21 protein-coding genes are annotated in these 23922 nt (G+C 42.0%); 12 read left to right on the top strand and 9 right to left on the bottom strand.

Features of this window, described 5'->3' with window-relative positions:
- The first annotated feature begins 13 nt into the window (after nucleotides 1-13).
- Nucleotides 14-1045, top strand: a complete 1032-nt coding sequence (locus BWD47_RS03980) for a methionine synthase (RefSeq protein WP_075593431.1) — start codon at nucleotides 14-16, stop codon at nucleotides 1043-1045.
- 213 nt (nucleotides 1046-1258) lie between these two features.
- Entirely contained in the window at nucleotides 1259-2794 is a 1536-nt protein-coding gene (locus BWD47_RS03975) for an EAL domain-containing protein (RefSeq protein ID WP_075593430.1), read from the top strand.
- A gap of 252 nt (nucleotides 2795-3046) precedes the next feature.
- Here BWD47_RS03975 and BWD47_RS03970 read toward each other — a convergent pair whose 3' ends face one another.
- Nucleotides 3047-3871, bottom strand: a complete 825-nt coding sequence (locus BWD47_RS03970; RefSeq protein ID WP_075593429.1) for a MipA/OmpV family protein — start codon at nucleotides 3869-3871, stop codon at nucleotides 3047-3049.
- Between the two features lie 378 nt (nucleotides 3872-4249).
- On the bottom strand, nucleotides 4250-5182 hold the full coding sequence (locus BWD47_RS03965) for a LysR family transcriptional regulator (protein WP_036972445.1): 933 nt from the start codon (nucleotides 5180-5182) through the stop codon (nucleotides 4250-4252).
- Nucleotides 5183-5215: 33 nt separating this feature from the next.
- Between BWD47_RS03965 and BWD47_RS03960 the strand changes: the two genes are divergently transcribed.
- The 3 genes from BWD47_RS03960 to BWD47_RS03950 all read left to right on the top strand — a co-directional run bounded on the left by BWD47_RS03960 (nucleotide 5216) and on the right by BWD47_RS03950 (nucleotide 7071).
- Nucleotides 5216-5716: a DMT family transporter gene (locus BWD47_RS03960; protein WP_227006875.1), complete on the top strand. Its 501-nt coding sequence runs from the start codon at nucleotides 5216-5218 to the stop codon at nucleotides 5714-5716.
- An 8-nt stretch (nucleotides 5717-5724) separates the two neighbouring features.
- Nucleotides 5725-6216, top strand: a complete 492-nt coding sequence (locus BWD47_RS03955) for a DMT family transporter (RefSeq protein ID WP_036972446.1) — start codon at nucleotides 5725-5727, stop codon at nucleotides 6214-6216.
- A 378-nt stretch (nucleotides 6217-6594) separates the two neighbouring features.
- Nucleotides 6595-7071, top strand: a complete 477-nt coding sequence (locus BWD47_RS03950) for a hypothetical protein (RefSeq protein WP_075593428.1) — start codon at nucleotides 6595-6597, stop codon at nucleotides 7069-7071.
- Here BWD47_RS03950 and BWD47_RS03945 read toward each other — a convergent pair.
- The gene (locus tag BWD47_RS03945; protein ID WP_075593427.1) at nucleotides 7068-8273 is read right to left on the bottom strand and encodes an anhydro-N-acetylmuramic acid kinase; all 1206 of its coding nucleotides are present in this window, start codon (nucleotides 8271-8273) and stop codon (nucleotides 7068-7070) included. The two genes, BWD47_RS03950 and BWD47_RS03945, sit on opposite strands and share 4 nt — an antisense overlap.
- A 260-nt stretch (nucleotides 8274-8533) precedes the next feature.
- Between BWD47_RS03945 and BWD47_RS03940 the strand changes: the two genes are divergently transcribed.
- Together BWD47_RS03940 and BWD47_RS03935 are read left to right on the top strand one after the other, a co-directional pair.
- Entirely contained in the window at nucleotides 8534-11269 is a 2736-nt protein-coding gene (locus BWD47_RS03940) for a TonB-dependent receptor domain-containing protein (protein ID WP_075593426.1), read from the top strand.
- 180 nt (nucleotides 11270-11449) lie between these two features.
- Nucleotides 11450-11683 carry a hypothetical protein gene (locus BWD47_RS03935; RefSeq protein WP_036972450.1) on the top strand — a complete coding sequence of 78 codons (234 nt, stop codon included), beginning with the start codon at nucleotides 11450-11452 and terminating at the stop codon, nucleotides 11681-11683.
- 1 nt (nucleotide 11684) lies between these two features.
- On the opposite strand, the gene BWD47_RS03930 is transcribed toward BWD47_RS03935, so the two are convergent.
- Complete coding sequence (locus tag BWD47_RS03930) at nucleotides 11685-12527, bottom strand: SMP-30/gluconolactonase/LRE family protein (protein WP_065978547.1); 843 nt, start codon at nucleotides 12525-12527, stop codon at nucleotides 11685-11687.
- A gap of 10 nt (nucleotides 12528-12537) precedes the next feature.
- A complete protein-coding gene (locus BWD47_RS03925; RefSeq protein WP_065978548.1) occupies nucleotides 12538-12957 on the bottom strand; it encodes a hypothetical protein in 420 nt (139 codons plus the stop codon).
- A 185-nt stretch (nucleotides 12958-13142) separates the two neighbouring features.
- On the opposite strand from BWD47_RS03925, the gene BWD47_RS03920 reads away from it, so the two are divergent.
- The 3 genes from BWD47_RS03920 (at nucleotide 13143) to BWD47_RS03910 (ending at nucleotide 15527) form a co-directional block, all read left to right on the top strand.
- On the top strand, nucleotides 13143-14174 hold the full coding sequence (locus BWD47_RS03920) for an NADP-dependent oxidoreductase (protein ID WP_065978549.1): 1032 nt from the start codon (nucleotides 13143-13145) through the stop codon (nucleotides 14172-14174).
- Nucleotides 14175-14222: 48 nt separating this feature from the next.
- Complete coding sequence (locus BWD47_RS03915; RefSeq protein ID WP_075593425.1) at nucleotides 14223-14840, top strand: glutathione S-transferase family protein; 618 nt, start codon at nucleotides 14223-14225, stop codon at nucleotides 14838-14840.
- A 105-nt stretch (nucleotides 14841-14945) separates the two neighbouring features.
- Complete coding sequence (locus BWD47_RS03910; RefSeq protein WP_075593424.1) at nucleotides 14946-15527, top strand: hypothetical protein; 582 nt, start codon at nucleotides 14946-14948, stop codon at nucleotides 15525-15527.
- A 61-nt stretch (nucleotides 15528-15588) separates the two neighbouring features.
- On the opposite strand, the gene BWD47_RS03905 is transcribed toward BWD47_RS03910, so the two are convergent.
- From BWD47_RS03905 to BWD47_RS03895, 3 genes are all read right to left on the bottom strand, one after another.
- Nucleotides 15589-16497, bottom strand: a complete 909-nt coding sequence (locus BWD47_RS03905; protein WP_075593423.1) for a diguanylate cyclase — start codon at nucleotides 16495-16497, stop codon at nucleotides 15589-15591.
- An 80-nt stretch (nucleotides 16498-16577) separates the two neighbouring features.
- Nucleotides 16578-17246: a response regulator gene (locus tag BWD47_RS03900; RefSeq protein WP_075593422.1), complete on the bottom strand. Its 669-nt coding sequence runs from the start codon at nucleotides 17244-17246 to the stop codon at nucleotides 16578-16580.
- Nucleotides 17239-18543 carry a DUF4118 domain-containing protein gene (locus BWD47_RS03895; protein WP_036972468.1) on the bottom strand — a complete coding sequence of 435 codons (1305 nt, stop codon included), beginning with the start codon at nucleotides 18541-18543 and terminating at the stop codon, nucleotides 17239-17241. The genes BWD47_RS03900 and BWD47_RS03895 overlap by 8 nt, the downstream gene beginning before the upstream one ends.
- A gap of 186 nt (nucleotides 18544-18729) precedes the next feature.
- Between BWD47_RS03895 and BWD47_RS03890 the strand changes: the two genes are divergently transcribed.
- Entirely contained in the window at nucleotides 18730-20184 is a 1455-nt protein-coding gene (locus BWD47_RS03890) for a TrkH family potassium uptake protein (protein WP_036972469.1), read from the top strand.
- A gap of 185 nt (nucleotides 20185-20369) precedes the next feature.
- Here the strand turns inward: BWD47_RS03890 and BWD47_RS03885 are convergent, their stop codons facing one another.
- Nucleotides 20370-22304 carry an ATP-dependent DNA helicase RecQ gene (locus BWD47_RS03885; RefSeq protein ID WP_075593421.1) on the bottom strand — a complete coding sequence of 645 codons (1935 nt, stop codon included), beginning with the start codon at nucleotides 22302-22304 and terminating at the stop codon, nucleotides 20370-20372.
- A gap of 260 nt (nucleotides 22305-22564) precedes the next feature.
- Here BWD47_RS03885 and BWD47_RS03880 point away from each other — a divergent pair, with 260 nt between their 5' ends.
- Entirely contained in the window at nucleotides 22565-23869 is a 1305-nt protein-coding gene (locus tag BWD47_RS03880; RefSeq protein WP_036972471.1) for an NAD(P)/FAD-dependent oxidoreductase, read from the top strand.
- Nucleotides 23870-23922: the final 53 nt, after the last annotated feature.

Here is a 23922-nt window from a genome sequence, read left to right as displayed (position 1 = left end):
CTAAGCGATTATTATGAAAAAATTATTACCTACTTCAACCGCTGGCAGCTTGCCAAAACCGTCTTGGTTGGCACAGCCAGAAACGCTTTGGTCACCCTGGAAATTACAAGGAAGTGAACTTAGCGATGGCAAGCATGATGCTCTGCGTGTTTCGTTACATGAACAACAGTTAGCAGGTGTTGATATTGTGAGTGATGGCGAACAAACCCGCCAGCACTTTGTCACCACCTTTATTGAACACTTAACAGGGGTTGATTTCGAAAACCGTAAAACCGTTAAAATACGTGACCGTTACGATGCCAGTGTGCCGTGTGTTGTTGGGCCTGTATCACGTACCAAACCGGTGTTTGTTGACGATGCTAAATTTTTTCGCGCACAAACCAAGCAGCCAATCAAATGGGCGTTGCCGGGTCCGATGACCATGATCGACACCCTGTACGATGACCATTATCACAGCCGCGAAAAGCTCGCCTGGGAATTTGCTAAAATTCTTAATCAAGAGGCCAAAGAGCTTGAAGCTGCAGGTGTCGATATCATTCAATTTGATGAGCCCGCTTTTAATGTGTTTTTTGACGACGTTAACGACTGGGGAATTGCCTGCCTTGAAAGAGCAATCGAAGGGCTGCAATGCGAAACCGCCGTTCATATTTGTTACGGTTACGGCATTAAAGCCAATACCGATTGGAAACAAACATTGGGCAACGAGTGGCGCCAATACGAGGAAATATTTCCTAAGCTACAAAAATCGAATATCGATATAATTTCACTCGAATGTCATAACTCGCGTGTACCAATTGAATTACTTGAGCTGATCCGTGGAAAAAAAGTGATGGTAGGCGCCATTGATGTCGCACGCAATGAAATAGAAACCCCAGAAGAGGTTGCCGCAACACTGCGTGAAGCACTCAAATATGTTGATGCCGATAAGCTCTACCCTTGCACCAACTGCGGCATGGCCCCATTGCCCCGAGATATCGCAAATGACAAATTAAAAGCCCTCAGCGCAGGGACAGAGCTTGTACGAAAAGAGCTGCTAGCTAATTAACCCTTACGAAAAACAACGACATTACAGATAAACAAGCAGGTAGCGTGCTAAACGACACCTGCTTTTTTACTTCACGCTATTCAAAAAATCGTAATTCCTTAATTTTAAGCAATTTCTGAATGTTTAATCACCCTTTCCGACTGGCTAACATAACTACGTTCACCAATACTGTAACGGCAATAAACACAACCCAATAAAAAATAAGGAACCTTGATGCTGTCGAATATACCGCGTTTTAAAATTGACGATATTTTGATGGCCATCAAAAACAATGAGTTCTTTTTAGTCGCACAGCCACAAGTCAACCTCGACACATACGAACTGGTCGGGTTTGAATTTCTGGCACGCTGGAACCATCCTAAATATGGTGTCATCGCACCATTTCATTTTATTGATCTACTTGAAATAAATGAACAATGTTATTTATTAACACTCACACTGTTTGAGCGAATGCTGCAGACCATTCAGTCCCTTGATAATACGAAAACGGCTATTCACTATTCATTAAATATGTCAGCTAATGACCTCACCATTGAAGGCTTCGCCAAACAAATCGGTCATTTAATCAATCAATACCAGATAAATGCAGATTCGATTGTACTCGAAGTCACCGAAACCGCAGGTATTTTCAGCAACCAAAGCGTGGCAAACCTAAGACAACTCAGTCAATTGGGTATTCAACTTGCTATTGATGATTTCTGGACGGGCTTTTCGACACTCGAAACGATTCGGTTAAATGTGTTTAGCGAAGTAAAAATTGACTACTCCTTAACCTCGCAGCTTATTAATGACAAAGCAAGCATGGCAGGCATGAACGCTATTCTTCAACTGTGCAGTGATTTAGAGCTGCGTTGTGTAATCGAAGGCATAGAAACCTGCATGGCACGAGGCATTCTTATTGAAGCAGGCGCCAAAATTGGTCAGGGCTTTTTATTTGACAAAGGGGTTGAGGAGCACGCTCTTAAAGAGTGGATTACTAATTATACTCACAGTCAATACAGCGCAAAATGTGATAACGCCACATTGTTACTCAGTGAAAAAGAGCTTCGTTTACTAGAGCTTCGCCCACATCCTTCTTGGCTATGGGATTTCAACACAAATAAAGTCATTTGGGCAAATCGTTCTGGGGTTAAATTTTGGGGAGTAGAGAGCCTCAAAAACTTACAAGCAAAAACATTCAACTTAATGAGTTACTCAGTTAAAACACGGCTAAAAAGCTATTATCGACGCTTTGTTTCGGGAGAAGCCGAAATAAGTTCTGAATGGGATTTTTACCCAAATGGTCGGCACAAAAAAGTCTTTTGTATTCAAATCCCCCGCGTTTCACAAGAAGGTAACTACGTTATGATGGTGCATGCGTTTGAAGGGTTTCATTCGCGCCTCCCCCATAAAAAGCACTTCGATTCAACAAACCAGTTCCCCGCCCCTTTTATCATTGTTAATGAGCAAGGAGCGCTAACACGCATCAATAAACACGCCCATATTGAGATTGATATTCAAACAGACCAAATTAGCGAAATAATTGCCTCTGATGATTTTCAAAACATAAAATCAGCCTGCCGAGGTGGGCATTTGGTGCAAACATTTGTAAAAAACCAAAAGAGTGATTGCCAAGACGTACTCTACATTCGCGCTTTAATGGTGCCGGATCAAAATACGTCTGAACAATGTGTTTACCACATAGTGTTAGTGCCTATCAGCGATTTACTCGCCAACGAGATACCCGCGCTAAAACCTGTAGACAATTAAAATTAACACCAATAGGAAGAACAAAACACATTACATTGACCATAGAATAAGCGTAATAACAATATTCAGTAACTTACTCAATGTTCTAACCCCTCATAGCAACACGACATTCAGGCATTAAGGTTGAAAATGCCGCAGACACTTCAAAATCAATAGAGCTTATAAAGTAGCAAAAATATAAAATACCGTAATTTAGCCACGGTAATTTAAGCCTGCCCAACGCTTTGAGCAGGCTATCAAAGAGCATTAAGGTTAGAAAATATAAATGAAACCGACGCCTATTTCACTTTCATAATTACTACGCGCGATGGGGCTTTTCCTTACATCACTGCTGAAGTACTCAAAAAGAGCTTCCGCGTAAATCTGCCAATTATCATTCATATTATGTCGGTAACTGTAATCAACGCCAAACGAGCGTAATCCCCCACTCAAAGAGGTCGTTTCTAAGCCTGATGCCGCAGATTGCATTTCGTCTATACCAAACCCTTTGTTGGCATAGTCACTATCATGAAAAACAGCCACTAGATTAACTTCAGAACCCGACCCATCCGTGTGGGTTCCAAAGCGTCTACCTACCCCAAACAAACCTAAATTTCCATCTTCACTCGCCACAACACGGCTTACTAGCCAGTAACGCCAATCAGGTGTGAAAGAACGACGAGCCTGAAACACCAGTTCAAACCCTTCTTCTTGATCACCTAACCCATCTAATCGGCCATCATCTGAATCGCTTTCTTCTCGCCCCTCATCAAAACCTACCGATGCCTCTAACAACCAATCATTGTTTCGAAGACCACGCCAACCAAATGCTTCTCCAGCAAAATAAAATATATTATCGCCCTTACGCCATTGCACCGCTCCCGCAGGCTGTAATTCAAACCCAAATTCGTCTGAACCTTCGTAAGCCGTTTCATATTCAACGCCTGCACCAAGCCCAAAGCTCCAGCCGTCTTTCCCTTTAGTGAAATCATCTAATGAAGGTAAAGGAACCAGTGCTTCTCTATCCTCTAAAGCCAGTACTGAAGGGGTTGCCAACCCATAAATACAAGAAAGAAAAATTGGTAAAAGCTTTTTCATTTATTTCATCCTCTCAAAATTTATTGTGGGGTCTGCATGGCAGATCCTATTCTTGTAGAGAGATCGACCAACAACGGCAGTATGCGAATGCTATTGCATCGTATAAGTGTAGCAATAGAGACTCTTACATTCTTAAGATCATCTATCCGCATAAAAATACGAATGAATTTTTTAACTAGATCAGTAAATAACCCCTTGAGAGAGGTTAGTTAGTTGGTATATATAAATAGTTTGGGGAGTTTTTTGGGGGATAATCACTCGTCGTTTTGAACGCTAAAGCACTCTACCGTTATTTTTTATCAAAACTAAGCGTTGAAAATTGCATTCGACCCTAATATAGGCTTTAAAAGGCCGTAACTTCTTTTAAATATAGCGAGGCTATAGCTGCCAATACAAAGGGGACCCAAACACGTCTATGTAGTAGTCAATAATGGCTCTTGCATTAAGTGATGGGTGACGGGCATTCGGGTATATTGCAGCAATAGTTTGAGTTTCAGTATTAATTGATGAATCAATCTCTGTAAAAAGCTTCACAAGTTTCCCCTCAGATAGACTGTCAGCAATGAGCCAATCTGGAAACAATACTATTCCCATACCATTTAAAGCGGCGGTGAGCAGAGACTCGGCGTTGTTCGAACTTAAAGTCGGAGTGATCGGGCAGTGAACCCATAAACCTTCGGGTTGCCTGAAATACCAACGATTTGGACCTGATGAGCCACTATAGACAAGACATTTATGTGTAACTAAGTCTTCAGGTTTTTTAGGCACACCATATTTTTGAATGTACTTGGGTGATGCAGTGAGATGATAACTCTGCTCTCCCACAATACGTGCTCGTAATGAGGAGTCGTTAAGCGTACCAATCCGAAATATGACATCTGACGCATCTTTCATCGGATCAATGTAATCATCAGTAAGAGTTAGCTCTATATCTAATTCTGGATATCTTTCGCTCAGATTAGCGAGGGCTGGAGCTATATGCTTTTGACCAAAAAATACTGGCGCGTTTATCCGAGCAAGTCCCGAGGGTTCTAGTAATCTTTCACTTAACGCTTGTTGTGCATCATGAAAATTTAAAGCCATTGCACGCGCATGATTTATGAATAGGTTACCGCTTTCAGTGGGTATTATCGCACGCGTATTCCGATAAAATAATTGATGCCCAAGCGCATCTTCAAGATTGTGTATAACACGAGACACTTGAGAAGCAGACACCCCTTCCCGTCTCGCTACCAACGAAAAATTCTTTAGCTCATACACATTGATGAAAATCAGTAAGCTCTTTAGATTTATAGATTCAAAATTACTCATATATGCATATTGTGCAAAGGTGTTCACACAATAATGGCATTTTTCTCATCAATCGAAAAGCGTATTCTTCTTCACCTTAAAAAATGGAGAAAGTTTTATATGCAACTCTTTTTAATTTTGATTGTTATCGCTGGTGGTATGGGGCTTTCCGTTGAAGCCGGGTTACTAGGGCCTTTGGGAACGCAAGTTGGCGATTTATGGGCAACATTTAGTATTTTCGCAGTTGGGGCTGCATTAACATTTTTGTTGATGTTGTTTTTTAGCCCTCGTAATAGTGCATCTTTTTTCTCTCAGCCATCATGGCAACTGTCAGGGGGAGTATTAGGTGTCGTTTATGTCGTTATTCTCACTGTGGCGACGCCTAAAATAGGTATTGCAATGACGATGATTGGTATTTTAGCTGGGCAAATCTCTAAAAGTTTAATTATCGATCACTTTGGTCTATTTGGTACCCCTCACAGAAGAATCGACAATAGACGAATTATTGCACTCATTTTCATCATTATCGCGTTAGCGATGGTTGCACAAGGTTAGGATCTATTATGACATTTATAATGATTTTATTAGCGATACTCGGTGGCGTTATGCTCAGTATTCAAGCAGCAATTAATGGTCAACTTGGAAGTAAATTAGGCGTTTTTAAGACCGCATTCCTTACATTTTCAGTGGGTGCATTAATCACAGCTTTATTGATCTTCTACTTTGAGCCAAAGCATTCAATCACGTTGCTGGATGTACCCAAATGGCAATTACTGGGAGCTATGTGTGGTGTTCCATATATAGTCATAATGGTACTTGCGGTGCAACGTATCGGTACCGCTGTCGCAACGGTTGCGGTTATTTTCGGGCAGCTAACAATGAGTATGTTAATTGATAATTTTGGCTGGCTGGGGAATGAGCCAATACCTTTTTCAATTTATAGGGTAATTGCAATTATTTGTCTTGGTATTGCCTTATATTTTATATATTCAAGCAATAAGACTACAAATAGCTCAAGTGAACAAAAATTAACGAGAACATTTACTTCAGATTAGTGTGTTTAAGTTATCTAATGTTTAAATATTCCTACCCAATGAGCTAGGTGCCTAGCTCATTGACTAATTAAAACGACGCTACATGCGCTTTTACTTGCTTACAAAGTCTCATCAAAACATTCATAACGCAAAGTTACAAACAGTCTTCAACCAATGAATTCGACTATTAAAACTGCTTAATGGTTATCTTGCGGTGCCTCGTTGAGATCCATATCATTTATCGGATTTTAATTTATTACTATTCCAGCCTTGGATCAGAAAGAACAATTTTAGTTGTTCATAAAATAAATAATCCCTCTTATGACAATAGTCATAATTCTGTCATTTAATTGATCAATAATTGGCGCTAATTTAATCAACTAACGTAATGAAGAAGTAATGAACAGTGCTTTGGTGCAACTTTCGTTTGCACTCCCCTCTAGTGATGATCCCTTATGTGCGGCACTTGAGCATACGATGGAATACGAACAACTGCATTTTGTTGCTAACGAGCAAAAGCAGGTTTTGTTTTATTGTGTGCTACCCGAAGATGCGCATGAGGGCGATGTGATCTCTATTAGTGCGACTTATCCTAATGCGCGTGAATCAGCGTATTTTACAGCGCGCACACTGACGCAACATGACCTAGATCAGCAGCTTATTATGCTTACGTTAGAAAACGTGACACAAAGTGGTGAATTTGTATTGCAGCTAATGCTTCATGGTAAGCATGCAACATTGAAAGACAGCGCGCAATTCGACGTCGGTATCGCTGCCAGCGCATCGCCACAATTAGCGCCGACAAACCACGCTAAGAATCAGGGTTTTCGGCACTATATCAGTAATCTTGGGGCAAGTTTCTTAGCGTTTTTCTAATCGCAAAAGCTTATTTTACCCATGGTAATATCGGGGATCCCTTGCTCGGTATTACCAAAACGCTGTTGACCCCCCGACAAACACTCATTTGCCAGAATCGCAAACAATACCGCCTCTTTCGCATCTGGATTAATGCCTAAGCTATCGGTGTTTTTAATAGCTGAAAGCTGCGGGCAATTCGCTAAGATCATTTTCATTAGCAGCGGGTTATGCACTCCACCGCCACTGGCATACACTGCAATATCGGTCAGTTTTTCACTGCATTGGTTGATTGCTTTAGCAATCATTAAAGCTGAAAACGTGACTAAAGTGGCCATAACGTCGTAATGAGACAGATCGCTCGTGTTAGAACGTGCTTGAGCCGACGCTAAATAATCTAGGTTAAATACTTCTGGCCCTGTTGTCTTTGGAAAATCTAAACTAAAGAATGCATCACTACATAACGCCGCTAACAAAGCGTCGTTTGCGGTGCCTTTACTGGCGATTAATGCATCTTTATCATACTGAAGCGGAGCAAAATGACGCTGTACATACGCGTCCATAATGGTATTGCCTGGGCCAATGTCTGAACTAAAAACAGCTCGCGCATCGGCAGATTTTGGTAAATAGGTAAGATTAGCAATCCCCCCCATATTTAACAAAATACGGTTTTCTTGATGACTTGTGAAATACAAATAATCACCGTATACCGCCAAAGGAGCACCTTCTCCACCCGCAGCAATATGCTTTTGCCTAAAGTCGCCAATAGTGGTGATCCCTGCGGTAACCGCGAGATGATCACTGTCGCCAATTTGTAACGTTGCATTACCGTATTCAGGGCGTTTGTGCTGAGTTTTAGGGCAATGATAAATAGTTTGTCCATGACTTGCTATTACATCAATATGCTCTTTATCTATACCCCAGCTCGCTAAAGTATGTGCAACCATCTCGCCATGAAGCTGACCTATCCATGGGTTAAGTAAGGTTACTTCTTCAAGGTCGCATTCACGCTTTGCAAACACGCGCTTAACGCGTGATTTATAATTATCGTCGTAATCAACGGTAGTAAACTTAATAACATCAACATGGGTATTCATGCCTTGCCCAGAGACCTCACACAGCGCAATATCAAGGCCATCTAATGAGGTGCCACTCATCAGACCAATAATTAATTTTTTTTCTTTTTTTGCACTTAAATACAGTTTTTCAATATGTTGATGCATAAATAAATCACTTAAAATCAGCTTGTTATATAGTAATAAGCCGTTTGATGGATTGGAATAGTTTATATTTTAAAACAATACATTTAAAGAATAATTATTGCAAAGATTTTTAATTTGCTTTAAAACTGTACGGGTGAGCTCCCCAAAAGGAGAACACAACAGCCATCATAACAAAAAGTATGACGCATTAAATTAACTAAATGGTCTTGGTCGCATACCAACCAGCGTTGATTTAAATGATAAAACGCTAGGGAATCAACATGAAAGCAAAGACAACTCACACAAAACGTTCGCTACTGCTGCTCTCACCACTTGCTATTGCTGTAAGCTCGGTTATGGGGGTGGCGCACGCTGCAGATACCGAACAAGCCAAAAAGCCTGAAGTAATCACTGTAACAGGCTCACGTATTCAACGAACCGAATTAGTTTCAAGCAGCCCTGTTGTCAGTGTTGATGAAGCACAAATTCACCTAGACCGTGCGGTAAACGTTGAAGATATTACGGCTAAACTGCCACAAGCAGCAGCAGGTGCAAATAGCACAGGCGCAACCGTTGGCGACTCGTTTGGCTCATCGACGATTGATTTACGTGGCCTAGGTCAAAACAGAACACTTGTGCTTATTGATGGTACACGCGCTGTACCTTTTAGTTTTCGAAACTCAGTTGACGTAAATACGATTCCGGCAGGTTTAATTAAGCGTGTTGACGTGCTTACCGGCGGTGCTGCTGCGGTATACGGTGCTGATGCCGTTGCAGGGGTTGTAAACTTTGTATTAGATGATGATTTTACCGGTGCTGAATTCTCGACGAGTTATGAAAGTGCAGATGGCGGGAATGAAAAACTTAATTTTGAAGCAATTTTCGGGGGTGATATCGCCGAGGGTCGCGGCCACGTTACCGGATATTTAGGCTACACCGAACGTAAAGAACTTTTAGCAGGCGAGCGAAGCTACGCCCTTGATAACTCAACACCGCTGATTAATAGTGGTGGTTACTATACCGATGTTGCATCAGGCAATAGCCTTGCTATTACAGATGCTGGAAGTGTTTCAAATGAGCGTCAAACGACTGATTTTACAGCCGATCGTTACTTAACCCAACCAATGGATCGCTTTTCAACTGGCTTGTTATTCGATGTTGATGTAAGCAACAGCGCCGTTGCATATGGGCGTGCCATGTATTCGAAAGTGACTGTAAAGGGAGCGGGTGCCAGTGGTCAAACACCTATTTTTGTGAACGAGCAAGTCACTCTTACCAGTAATAACCCGTATATTCCTAGCGAGTTACGTGACCAACTAACGTTTGATAGCGAAGGTAATGCACGTGTAAATGTAGAGCGAAACCTTGGTTTAGGTGTGCAACATACAGAAGCCGTTCGCGATTCAATGCAATTTCAATTAGGTTTAAAAGGCGATTTAACCGATTACTTACGCTACGATGTGTATGGTCAATACGGTAAAACCGACGAAGTAGCAACCATTTATAACAATGCCTATCGCAATGACAACAGTGGCAACAGCCGCTTTGCAGCGCTTGCTAACTCAGTGGACATTTTTGATCCCAACCTCGACTTAACTGATTTCAGCGACCCACTAATTTATACCACTCGCGACCGTACACAAAGTGTGATTTCAGCAACCTTATCGGGTGATTCAGGGTTCTTGTTTGAGCTTCCTGCTGGCCCTGTCGACTTTGCCGTTGGTTACGAATACCGTAAAGAAACCGGTAAACAAACACCGGGCGATGCGTTTAGAAATGGCACCAGCTTTGCGTCAATTAGTGCATTTGATATGGACGCAAGCTTCAGCTCAGAAGAGTTTTATGCTGAGGTATTAGTGCCTATTTTAGTTGATCAGCCCTTTGCCGAAGAGCTTAGCTTTGAAGGTGCTTATCGCATTTCTGACTACTCAAACACTGAAGCAGAAGACACCTATAAACTGGGTATAAACTGGGCAATTAACAGCGATATTCGTATTCGTGCAAACCGCTTAACGGCGTTTAGAGCACCTAACTTAGGTGAATTTGCCAGCCCTATTACGGCACTTTCGCTGTCGTTATTTGATCAAAACAGTGATCAATTTGTCCCTCGATTAGCGGGCCGTTATAACGGCGATCCTTGTTTGCTAGGTACGGGCGATGCAAGCCAATGTGCTGCATTTGGTGCGCCGCCAGTTGGCACTGAGTTTGACTCAAGCACAGCAAAATACACGTACGGCGGAAACCCAAATATTAAACCAGAGCAAGCTGAATCTGATACTTTGGGCATTGTTTACACTCCTAGCTATTTAGAAGGCTTTGATTTATCGTTAGATTATTACAGCATTCGCGTAACGGATGCGGTAAGTCAAATTCAACCAGGTGCGGCACTGCAAAGCTGTTACATTGACGATCCTAACCCGAATAACCCATTGTGTGGTGCAGTACTTCGCGATCCGAATACCGGGTTTATTAGCACAGCTATTGTTAACGACTTTAACTTAGCAGCAATTGAGCAAGCAGGTATTGACGTTGCGGCTAACTACGTTATTGATGCCCCAGCTCAAATGGGCGGTCGCTTTAGATTCTCGTACCAAGGTAACTTTGTTACTAAACAAACTCGCCAAAATAACAGCACCGTGGCAGAAGTAGACTGTAAAGGCACCTATGGCAGTGCGTGTTCTGGTGACTTTGCGAGTATTCTACAAGCAGACTATAAACACCGTGCAAGCATTGATTGGCAATTAGATAACATGAATTTCCAACTTGGCTGGCGCAGAATCGGGGAAGTAGAGTATGCTGTAGACCGTTCAGAAACAATCTCAGCACAAAATTATCTTGATTTCGCAGCAGCATGGCAAGTTAATGAGGAACTTGCTGTTAATTTTGGTGTCGATAACTTATTAGACCGTGAACCACCAACACCTGAAATCGGTGCTAACCACTTTAATACCGTAAGTGATTATAGTGTGATTGGCCGCTCTGTCGGTGTTTCACTGAGATACGCTCCGAGTTTTTAATTAGTCCTACTGTTTTAGCTACACAGGATTAATCCCCTCAAGCGCACCCTGCCCGGTGCGCTTTTTTATTGCCTCAAGATAGACCACTTAATTAAGCGAATTAGTATAATATTTAATTTTAACGCCTTAATAATTAGGTCAAAGTACCTAAATAAAAACTGATAAACAGGGAATGTATACATGCCATTTAATGAACAAGAACGCGCGGCTTTATTAGCGCTTAAAGGGGTCGGCCCCACAGTAGTAAAACGCTTTGAAGAAATAGGGATTGACTCATTTGAGCAGTTAGCAGGGTTCGATGCAAACACAATTGCTGAGCGAGTTGCCTCAATGCTGCATTCAAGCTGTTGGAAAAATAGCCCGCAGGCAAAAGCGGCGATTAACGCCGCTATCACTCGCGCTAAGCAAGGCTAATTTAAAGTTTAATGACCTCTATCGCACCGCGCTTTTGCATAGTAACAAAGAGAGTATCCTGCTCGTCGTTAAAGGTTAGATTTGTGGGATGCTGGCCTTTAAGCGTGTAGGTTTTTAAAACCTTACCTTCAGGTGAAACCTCCAGCACTTTACCCGCTCCGTAACGGGTAATAAAAATATGCCCTTGGTTATTCACGCGCATGCCATCTAGGCCATGATCATCAAAGCGTATCAACACGCGTTTATTACTAATATTCAGTGCATCGTCAAGGTCATACTGCCATACAACGCGTTGCACACTTTCATTTACATACAGCTTGCTGTTGTCGTTATTCACGGCAACCCCGTTAGTGGTTCCCATGTTTTTTTCGAGAAGGTGTGTGCTACCGTCTGCGTTTATGCGCCACAGCTGTCCGGTGCTTTTTGCCCAATTAGGATCGCTGGCAAAAAAGCTGCCTCCTTGCGTAATCGCAATATCATTAGGTTGATTCATTTCACTGTTGTGGGCAAATACTTCGACTTGTTGGCTGTTCGCAGGCACTTTTAAAATACGGTGATTAACGTAATCGGCAATATAAAGGTTACCATGTTGATCGAATTGCAAACCATTACCAACGCTGTCATTTGGTAAGCGCACAAATAATGACGACTTGCCCATGTTATCGACTCGGCCTATCGTCCCTTGCTCTGCATAGTTAACGGCATACAAAGTGCCGTTGAACATGGTAGGTCCTTCAATGCCTTGCGTAAACACATTGTCTTTTACAAAGTCTTGGCTATCAACGGCCATAACGGTTTGTGAGCTAAAAAGCGCAACGACAGCTGCTAAAGTGCGAAATTTCATGATCATCCTTTTATTTATCTAGGCTGGTATAGACAGCTAAAATTGGGTACTCATTTTCACCAAACGAAAGTGTAAGAGAGCGCTTTTCTCCATCATCAAGCTTAATGCCTTCATCGAAAGTGAGTGGGTTTAATCGGCTGCCATCTGCAAACAACGCCATAATATGGTCGGCTTGTAAAATACGAGAGCCAGATGCTTTGTTTTCGATAGTAACCACGGCGAGACGTCGGCCACTTTCGCTACTCATCATCACACTATGCAAAATACTAAATTGGCTTTGTTTGGGATAACGTTTGGCGTCGTTTTCAAATGCAAACGCACCGCCCGAAAGCGAGACAGGGTCAACCGATAATACCTCATCATTCGCGTTAGCCTGAGCGCTAAACGCGCCAGTTAAAAGCGCCGTCGTTAACAATAAAATACGTTTCATATCAATCCTTTTGACTTATCTGTTGCATTTGAGCATACACCTTTCTATGCCCTCTGCAAAATCGATTATTGCGTGACTGAAATTGTGTTTATTTTCACAGTGACAATTTAATCATTGAATTTTATGAATGCGCCCGCACTTCATCTATATGCACCACTTCATAAACCTAGTAATAGGAACAAAGTATGTCTGATATTCAAAATCGTCAATATATTCTTGAGTCTCGCCCAAATGGCGTCGCAAATGAAAGCAATATCGTATTAAAAACACACTCAGTACCCGCACCAAAAAACGGTGAGGTACTGCTAAGAACTATTTATTTATCACTCGACCCCTATATGCGTGGGCGAATGAGCGATGCAGAGTCATATGCTGACCCTGTTGAAATTGGTGATGTGATGGTGGGCGCAACCGTATGCCAAGTTGAGCAATCAAACCACCCTGACTACCAAGAAGGTGAATGGGTGTTGGCGTATACGGGCTGGCAAGAATACGCAATCAGCGACACAAAAGGCTTAATGAAGCTGGGTAAGAACCCTGAAAACCCTTCTTATGCGTTAGGTATTATGGGTATGCCTGGGTTTACGGCGTACATGGGGCTTTTGGATATTGGTGAACCAAAACCAGGCGAAACGGTCGTTGTTGCTGCGGCCACAGGACCTGTCGGTGCAACGGTAGGGCAAATAGCTAAATTAAAAGGCTGTAAGGTCGTTGGCGTAGCTGGCGGTAAAGAAAAATGCCAACATGCCGTTGAAAACCTTGGGTTCGATGCTTGTATTGACCACAAAGCGGATGATTTTGCAGAACAGTTAAGCGCAGCCTGTAATAAAGGCATTGATGTCTATTATGAAAATGTCGGTGGTCATGTACTCGACGCCGTATTACCACTGTTAAATACCAAAGCACGCATTCCATTATGTGGCTTAGTATCACAGTACAATGCAACCGAGCTGCCACCGGGTCCAGACCGTTTGTCTATGCTTATGGGCTTAATTTTAAAGAAACGTATTAAAGTGCAAGGTTTCATAATTTTTGATGACTACGCTCATCGTTATGAGGAGTTCGCAAAAGACATGCAAGCATGGCTAAGCGAAGGAAAAATCAAATATAAAGAGCACCTTGAAGCTAATTTCGAAAATACACTTAACGCCTTTAATGCTATGTTGAATGGTGAGAATTTTGGCAAAACTGTCGTGCAAGTTCAGCAGCCAATGTAAATTTTTTAGGCGTAGCAACCCATGCTGCGCCACTAATAAGGATAACGAATGATTAAGTTACACCATTTAAATAAATCACGTTCTAAACGTATTATTTGGTTACTGGAAGAGCTTGGTGTCGATTACGACATTGTTGCCTATCAACGCAATAAAGAAACGTTCTTAGCGCCTGATGAACTAAAACAAATTCATCCGCTGGGTAAATCGCCCGTTATTGAAGATAACGGTAAAGTAATTACCGAGTCTGGTGCAATTACTGATTATCTAATTAGCCAGTACGGGCAAGGCAAGTTTATGCCAAGTCAGCAAAGCGACAGCTATGTTGATTACCAGCAATGGCTGCATTTTGCTGAAAGCTCTGCCATGGTGCCTCTTCTACTAAAACTCTTTATTACTAAAGATGGCTGTAAAACTAACTTTATTGCCGACTATGCCGACCATGAAATTGCTAAAATACTGAGCTATGTTAATCAGCAATTACAAGGTAAGCAGTACTTAGTCGATGACACATTGACAGGCGCTGATTTCATGATGTCTTTTGTTGTAGAGCAGGTTGCTCAGGCGGGTAAGCTGTCGCACTTCCCTGAAATCGAACGCTACTTTGAGCAGCTAAAAACTCACGAGAGCTATCACACAGCCAATGAGCTAGAAGCAAAATACGATTAGCGTAAAAAGTAAGGGCACTGTTTGGTGCCTTTACTGCCTCTATATTATTACGATGGAGGGCATAGCCGTGGTTTTACTGGGCATTTTTTAAATAGTAAATAAGTAATGTTTGCACCTATTCACGAATTATCTAACGATTTAAACATCGCCATATTAGTACCAAACCTAACGGCCTCAGAGCATGCAACATTGCTTTACCCACAGACATTTCAGGCAACAGATTTTGCTCAATTCGATGCCGTATTTGTTGGCGGGCTTGATTGCTCTAACACAAAAGAGCTTACTGATTATTGTGCATCGTATGGCACACCACTCATTGAAATAACCCACCCAAGCAACGACACAAGCGTGATACAAAATGTCATTTTAAATATTGCTGCCAAGCTTTACAGTCATGAAATGCCGAGCAATATAGACCTTGCAGATATCATAAACCTTAATAATGAAGCAGACACATTATGTTGCTTTGATTCCTTTCAAGCAGCGGTGACATTTTTAAACACCGTAAATAACGCTATCGTTAGCAATGGCCTGTACTTAGCATCGACTCACCTTGATTTAGAAACTTTCACAAAACACTCACAACAACTTTCTGCCTATATCGCTGATAGCGGCTATTTATGTGCCAGTTTATTTAGTTCACGCAATGCAAAGTCGTCTGTGTTGATTGGGCTTAAGGTAAAGTAAGCATGGCCATGTTCATCGCCCAAAATAATCAGTAAAGAAGAGGCAAGCGTCGCTAATATCCTTACGTCACGCAGACTCTGTTGCGGCCAGACTTTTTAGCTTGATACATCGCGTGATCTGCTCTTTCAATTGCCTGCTCAATATCATCGTAAACACTGACAGAGGCAATACCAAACGAGCCTGTCACATTTATAGGCGTGCTGGTCCCAATATTAATGTTTAACTCTTCGACACTCGCTCTTAAACGCTCAGAAAATGACTTGGCCCCTTCAAGCTCTGTATCTGGCAGACACACTAAAAATTCCTCCCCCCCATAACGATACAGTTGATCGTACTCTCGTAAATGCGATTGAATACATTTTACTAAGGCAACCAATACCTTATCGCCAGCTGCGTGACCATGCTCATCATTTACGCGTTTAAAATGATCAAGATCTATCATGATAATTGCACATTCAAGCGAGTGACGCTTACAGCGTTCGTGCTCTTTGCGCAGGTGACTCAGTAAGTTGGTGCGATCAGTCGCTCCAGTAAGTGGATCACGGGTATGTAAAACGTCGGAAAACTCATCGCTCACCGCTTCAAATAAATCTCTGAGTGTGTCTAAATCAGCATGAAATTGATCGAGTAAGCTCACTGGAATAGCCGATTTAGCTTCATTTAACGACAAAAGCACTTTAGCACCTTGATGCATTTTTTGATGCGCCGTGCCCATCTCAGAAAAATGAGGATGCAACTTTTTAGTGTCGGTTGGTAACTTATTAAACCACTGACCAAACTCGCAAAAAGTATGCGCATTGTCGCTAAGGTCATGCTTATTGGCAGGGACATTTGAGATTAGGCTGCGTAGTAACTGCTTATACCAAGATTGGTGCCATTCAATTGCTTGATCAATTTCTGCAATAATACGCTCTAGCTGCTTATTGGACAGCGTATTAAGCCCTTTGCTGCCCTTTGAATTAGACGTCAATCAAATACCCCAATTTATTGTTTTTAATATTAAAAGAGTAATCAATAAATGGGGTATGCTCAACGAAAAAGACATAAAGCTTAATCAATTAGCCGATAACCCACGGCGGGCTCGGTAAGTATGTGTTTAGGGTTTGCTGCATTATCTTCGAGTTTTTGTCTTAACTGGCCTATGTGAACACGCACGTATTCAGGGCGATTTATATATTGCTCCCCCCATACTTGAGATAAAATAGCGTTATGCGTTAATACTTTATCTTTTTGTTGAAAGAGTAACAGTAAAATAGCGTATTCTTTTTTAGTTAACTTGATGCTCTGCCCGTCTTTTTTAACAACATGTTTGTGGGGATCAATATGAATATCACCACATTGCAATGTCATATTTGGCGAAGATTGGGCGCGTAATAAAACCCGTATTCTGGCAAGAAGTTCGTTGGCACTAAAGGGCTTCGTTATGTAATCGTTTGCGCCATTATCCAGTGCGGTTACTTTTTCTGTTTCGCCATCACGCGCAGATAAAACCAGTACCGGTAATAAACTCCATTGCCTAAACTCAAGCAACCAATTTTGTCCATCCATATCGAGTAAGCCTAAATCAAGTAGCACTAAATCAAACTGTTGCTCACTTAACAGTGCAAAGCCATCTAAGCCCTTTGCGCATAGGCTGACATCATAGCCACTGGCTTTAAGCAACGTTTTTAAAAAACTTTGCAGTGGAGGTGAGTCTTCTAACACTAAAATGTTAGCCATGCTGTTTACTCCAAATCAACTGGGCTTTCGCCTGCCCTGTTTGCTCATTAAGGGTTAACTCAAATTGACCTTGATGACACTTAGCAACCACATCGCAGATAATACTGCCAAGACCAACGCCTTCGTCTTGACTGGTTTCATTATTGCGATTAATCGAGTTTATTAGCACGAGTTGATACTCATTATCTCGTTCAATAAATTGCATATCCGCCGTTCCGTCACCATAACGCGCTGCGTTCTCGAGCATATTAGCACAGGCAATTTCTAGCAGTGTTTCATCACCATAGCAGGCACTATTTTGTGCAGCATTAATGGTTAATTTAAAGTCGCTTAATTGCTGTTGCCTACGCGCTTTTGCTTCGCTAATGAGGCTCGAAACGTTGAGTTTTTGCCATGTAATATTCTCACCTAACTTATTGACTTTGCTTAGTTCCATTACCTTATCAAAATGCTGATTAAGTATTTTACTTTGCTCAAAAATATTACTGGCTTGTTCTTTAACCACGTCACGACTTAATTCAATCTCCTCATCAGCCAGCATACTTGATGCCCCCATAATGGTTGCCAAAGGAGTTCGCAAGTCATGCGATAAACTGCGCAGCAAGGTATTCTTTGACCGTTCAAGTTCAGCTTGTACTGCAATGGCCGCAGACTGTTGACGCAATAACGTTTTTTCGTGAACTTGATACAATAAAGAGCACGCCGTATCTGCCAGCGCTTGTTGCTCACTCGTCAAGGGTTTTGCAAACGCGATCCCCCCTAATTCAGGCTGCTGCTCATTTAAATACATAACATTGTTTGTCTGCGATACATGCCAATCACATTTAACCTTTAAATGTGCCGTCATCGCGGCTATAAATAATTGCTTTTGCTCATCTAAACTGTCGAGTTCATTTAATTTTTTCGCAAGCTCATAGAGCAGTCGGCTATTGCTGGCGTGTTCTTGCACATCGCGCACTTTAGTATTGAGCTCACCGGCTAAATGGCTTATCACTAGGCCAACAATAAGCATCACCACAAATGTCACCACATATTCAATGTTTTCAATATGAAAGGTAAAGTACGGCACCACATAAAACCAGTCGGTGCAGGCAACACTCACTAGGGTTGTCAGCGCTGCAACACGGCGATTACTTCGTACAGCCACCCACGTCACCCACAACAGCTGTAACATCACAATATCGGTGGTAGTAAACAGCTCACGAAACGGAAAAATAGCAAGCACCACCACAAGTGGCATCAATACACTTAAAAATATGGCCTTAAATAACGGGGGTTTGAATACTGACTGCATCATCTGTTTATGCTCATCTAACGAATTGTCATTAGATTAAAGTGTTTTTATTTTTGTCACTATAAAGTTTTTATAAAGTTTTTTTATCTCGGCATAAAATCTTTATAAAGCTTTCACTCTCTCTAAAGACATCTACGCCTATTTCAATAGCATGCTGATTTAAGAGCCGTTCATTAAATCAGTAGACGTATGATCAATTGGAAAATCACATTTCGATTACTCGCTTTCCCTATTTTGTGGATGAGTATAGTGCAATTGATATTTGCAGCTTTATCTGCATTTTTATTTAAAGATAATGTATCCGTGTCATTCCTATTGCCTGCGTCAATAATGCTTTTTACAGCAAGTGTCATATTGTTAAAAACCCAGCATGTTGATTCATCACTGGCCAACTTTAGGGATGCACTGATTTACGCGACAGCCACGTGGGTGATTGCAGGCTTTTTGGGGGCAATTCCAATCATTTTAGTCACCAAAGTGAGCTTTACAGATGGCATGTTTGAATCAATAAGCGCATTAACCACCACCGGCGCCACAATACTGTCGGGCTTAGATGATATGCCGCGTACGTTTTTATTATACCGCCAGTTTTTACAATGGATGGGAGGGCTCGGCATTGTGATTTTCGTGGTGGCTATTTTACCCATGCTAAATATAGGTGGCATGAAGCTCTTAAAAGCCGAAACACCTGGGCCAATTAAAGATGAAAAGCTATCACCTCGTATTGCAAACACGGCGCATTACCTTTGGAGTGTATACTTAAGCATAACCGTGTTGTGTACTGTTTCTTACTATTTTGCAGGCATGACTTTTTACGATGCACTGGCTCATGCACTGACAACCGTTTCAACGGGAGGGTTCTCGACCCACGATGCCAGTATGTGGTTTTACAAAAGTCATTTAATTTTATGGGTCGCCAACTTATTTATGATTGCAGGTGCTATTAATTTTGCACTGCACTTTAGAGTCGTCCACAAACGAGCGCTCGGTAGTTACTATGCTGATGAAGAAACGCGTTATTTTATATACATCATTACAACCCTTGCAGTGTTGTCGGGCGTAATTTTATACAGTCACGATACCTACTCCTCTTTTTTTGAGTCATTGAGTTTTTCAACTTTTCATATAGTGTCGTTTATAACCAGCACCGGATTTGGTGCAGCAAGCTTTACTGAATGGCCCGAAGCTGTCGGATTTTTACTTATTATCACCGGCTATTTAGGGGGATGCGCGGGCTCAACGGCTGGCGGAAATAAAATCATCAGAAATATTCTAGTGGTTAAAATGCTCAATAATAACTTTAAACAACTTCTTCATCCCCGCGCTATATTCACCATTAAGTACCAAGGCAGCCCTGTAAAAGATGATGTACTTCATGCCGTTATGGCATTTATGACTTTTGCCGCAGGATCAAGCATGCTGTTTACATTATTACTCATGTTTACTGGGCTGGATTTTTGGAGTGCGTTTTCAGCAGTCGCCGCATGTGTCAATGTGCTCGGACCGGGGTTTGGTGAAGTAGGCGCTAACTTTGCACCAGTTTCAGACGCAGGAACCTGGATATTAACCAGCGCAATGCTTGTGGGTCGTTTGGAATATTTTACTGTTTTTGCCCTTTTTACGCGTACGTTTTGGAAGCAATAAAAAGAAGCGCCTAAATACTCAGCCCAAAACTGATAAGTGGCACGTTGCAATAGTTACCACTTGACAAAGAAAACTTTCAGTTGTCCTTACAAAGTACACTGACAGAGTTATTCAAGACAAGTTCGTCAAAATGGTTACCTAAGCTACCGAAGCTTAAGCACATGCGTTTAAAATTTAAAGCGATGCTACAACTGCTGTAGCACCGCTTTAATATCGCTATAACGCAGGTGTTCACACACCCCAAAACCTGAAAGCTGCCTAACTTTATTGCGGGTAAACAGTGGCACACTCATTCCCGCTAAAAAACGGCATTGAGTATCAATACTGATTTCAGTTACCCCTTTAGTGGCTAAGTGCTCTTTTAGCTGTGTAACTTTAGCTGCAATAACCGCAGTGTCTGGCATGGTGTGCTCAAGTGAATAACTAAGTTTTACAGACTGGCCTCGACACACAGAACAATGGCCACACCCTTTTGGGGCATTATGATCATCAAAATAACGTGCAAGGTTATAACTCAAACAGCTATTAAGCTCAAAAAAGCGCACCAATGCAGCAATGCGTTTTATTTCTGCCTGCTCTTTTTCAATAAAGTACTGATGTAATTGCGACGCTAAATTGTCTGCATTAATGACTTCGTTATTCACCTCATACACTTGTGTAATGCGTTTAGTTTCAAGGGCTATGTGACCTTTTTCGGCCAAATAATCGAGCGCAGCAACCACCCGTTTTCTATCGACTTGCGTGGCATGTGTTAAGGCGTCAAAGTTGAGAGTGCCCCAAATTTTCTTAAACTCAGTATGATTAAATACCTGCTGTAAAAATACTTGGCGCTGCTCATCAAATTGCTGAAGAAGTGTGTCCTTTTCTGTTAAAAACTTATATTTAAAGTCAGCATAATAGGCATACAACGGCGTGATAGCGCCATGAATTTCAAGCTGTACTAATAACGTTTTTAAGGCTAATGCACGAATATTACTGTCACTCGACAAGCTGTATTCTTGCATTTCCCACTGACCATTCGTTTGCTCCGTGCGAATATTGTTGATCACATATTCAATACCACTTTGCTCGGGGGTGTCGGCATAGACAAAGTTTTCAACTGTGTTCAGGCCATCTAGATTTGCCAAGGTATAACAATTTGATTGCTTAGAATCTCGCCCAGCGCGGCCTATTTCTTGGCTGTAGTTTTCAATTGATTTAGGTAAATCATAATGAATAACAAAGCGAATATCCGACTTATCAATGCCCATGCCAAACGCAATGGTGGCAACCACAATATTAATGTTACCTGCCATAAAGTCATCTTGAATTTGCCAGCGCTTATCATCGTCAAGACCCGCATGATACGCCACTGCATTAAGTCCTGTCTGCGCTAACGCTGCGGCCACTTGCTCGGCAGTGTGTTGCAGTGTCACATACACGATGCCTGCGCCCTGCTGCTCAGCAATAACGCGTGTTAAGTGCGATTGTTTGTCTTGGCTCGCCACACTTAACACCGATAAATCAAGGTTCGCACGATAAAACCCTGTTTGCACAACGCATTCAGGTGCAATGGCAAACCGCTCACACATGTCACGTTTTACTTTTTTGGTTGCCGTTGCAGTTAATAGCAACACCAGAGGAATATTAAGCTCATCGCGATAACGTGGCAGTTTTAAATAGTCGGGCCTAAAGTTATGCCCCCATTCAGAAATACAGTGCGCCTCATCAACCACCAGCATTGAAATCGGCACTTGCTTGATGAACTCGCGAAAGCGTTCGTTCTTAAAACGCTCCACCGACACCATTAAAATTTTAACCTTTCCGGTTCGCACATCACTCATCACGGTATGACTTTGTTCGCTCGTTTGACTCGAATCTAAGCTGGCCGCATATATACCTTTGCTATTCAAAAAGCTGATTTGATCTTTCATCAGCGCTAACAAAGGTGAAACCACCAAGGTCAAATTAGGCAAATGCAATGCAGTTAATTGATAACACAACGACTTGCCCGACCCCGTCGGAAAGATAGCCAATGATGATTGTTGATTTAACAGTTGTTCAATCGTTTGTTGCTGACCCTGGCGAAATTCAGTAAAGCCAAAGTATTGATTTAGCGAAGTGTGGAGTGCTGTAGTCATCCTGATCCCTTGTTTCATTTCCCTGTATTAGGTAATGATAGGTGCCTTAGTGCGAATTAGCCATGTTAACGTGTTTAAGCTCATCACCCAAGGCCATTAATATCACTAAATACACTATATTGTTCGTAAGATCTGCTGACAAAACCAGCAAAAAGGCGCACAATAGACCCGTTGCCATGGGGTATTGAAGAATGGATTTGCAATACCTAAGCGCTTTTAAATCGAGAGTGTTTAGGTATTATACTTTTGAGGGCAACGTAATGACTAACCAACCTCCTAAAATCGTGATAGTCGGTGGTGGCGCAGGCGGCTTAGAGCTTGCAACACAATTAGGACATAAACTCGGGAAAAAACGCCAAGCAGATATTTTATTAATCGATAAAAACCGTAGCCATATTTGGAAACCGTTACTTCATGAAGTAGCGACGGGGTCGATTGATGCCGATTTAGACGGCGTTGTGTACTCTGCTCATGCAGCAAAACACCATTATAATTTTCAACTCGGCAGTTTTTGCCACTTAGATTCAACCAACAAAACCATTACCTTAAGCGAGTTAAAAGACGAGCTTGGCCACCGTATTTTGCCACAGCGACATGTCAGCTATGACTACCTAGTGCTCGCCATCGGCAGTGTGAGTAACGACTTTAATACCCCCGGCGTAAAAGATCATTGCTTTTACCTTGATTCAAACCAACAGGCCGAGCGTTTTCAACATGCATTACTCGATAACTTTACTCGCTTGCACCAAGATGACGACCCACAGCAGGCTCTAACAATTGCCATTGTTGGCGGTGGAGCGACGGGCGTTGAGCTTTCGGCTGAGCTGTATCATGTATCCGACATGCTAAAAATGTATGGCCTAGATAAAATGACAGCCAAGCGCCTACACATTGATTTAATCGAAGCAGGTCCTCGTATTTTGCCTGCCTTGCCTGAACGCATAGCCAACTCGGCAAAACGAGAACTGGTAAAATTAGGGGTCACGGTGCGCGAAAGCACGCAAGTAAAAGAAGCCACAGAAAACAGCTTTATCACTAACAATGACGCCATTATAAAGGCCGATATCATGGTATGGGCAGCAGGTGTAAAAGCCCCCGATTTTATCAAAGATATTGGTATTTTTGAGCTTACACGTAACAACCAAATTAAGGTAAATCAATACCTACAAAGCAGTGTTGATGAGACTATTTTTGTGATTGGTGATTGCTGCGCGTTTACTCAAGACGATGGCTCGCAGGTTCCACCACGCGCACAATCAGCGCATCAAATGGCACAATGCGTAGAAAAAAACCTACTAGCCACACTCAAAAACAACCCGTTAAGCGTGTTTACCTATAGTGATCATGGCTCTTTGGTGAATTTGTCACGTTACAGCACCGTGGGCAGCTTAATGGGTAACTTAACCAGTAATAGCTTTTTTATCGAAGGGAAAATAGCGCGGTTTATGTATATTTCTCTTTATCGCATGCACCAGCGCGCCATTCATGGCAGTGCCAAAACCTTTGCATTGTGGATCAGCGAAAAAGTACTCCGCGTGGTAAGACCCAAAATGAAACTGCATTAACAAACAGCGAGACTCACCCTAAGCCGTAAATTACTCTACCTGTTTACGGCTTA

Source organism: Pseudoalteromonas sp. PAB 2.2, assembly GCF_001938575.1.
Classification (GTDB): domain Bacteria; phylum Pseudomonadota; class Gammaproteobacteria; order Enterobacterales; family Alteromonadaceae; genus Pseudoalteromonas; species Pseudoalteromonas lipolytica.
This window is presented reverse-complemented; position numbering and strand designations above follow the sequence as displayed.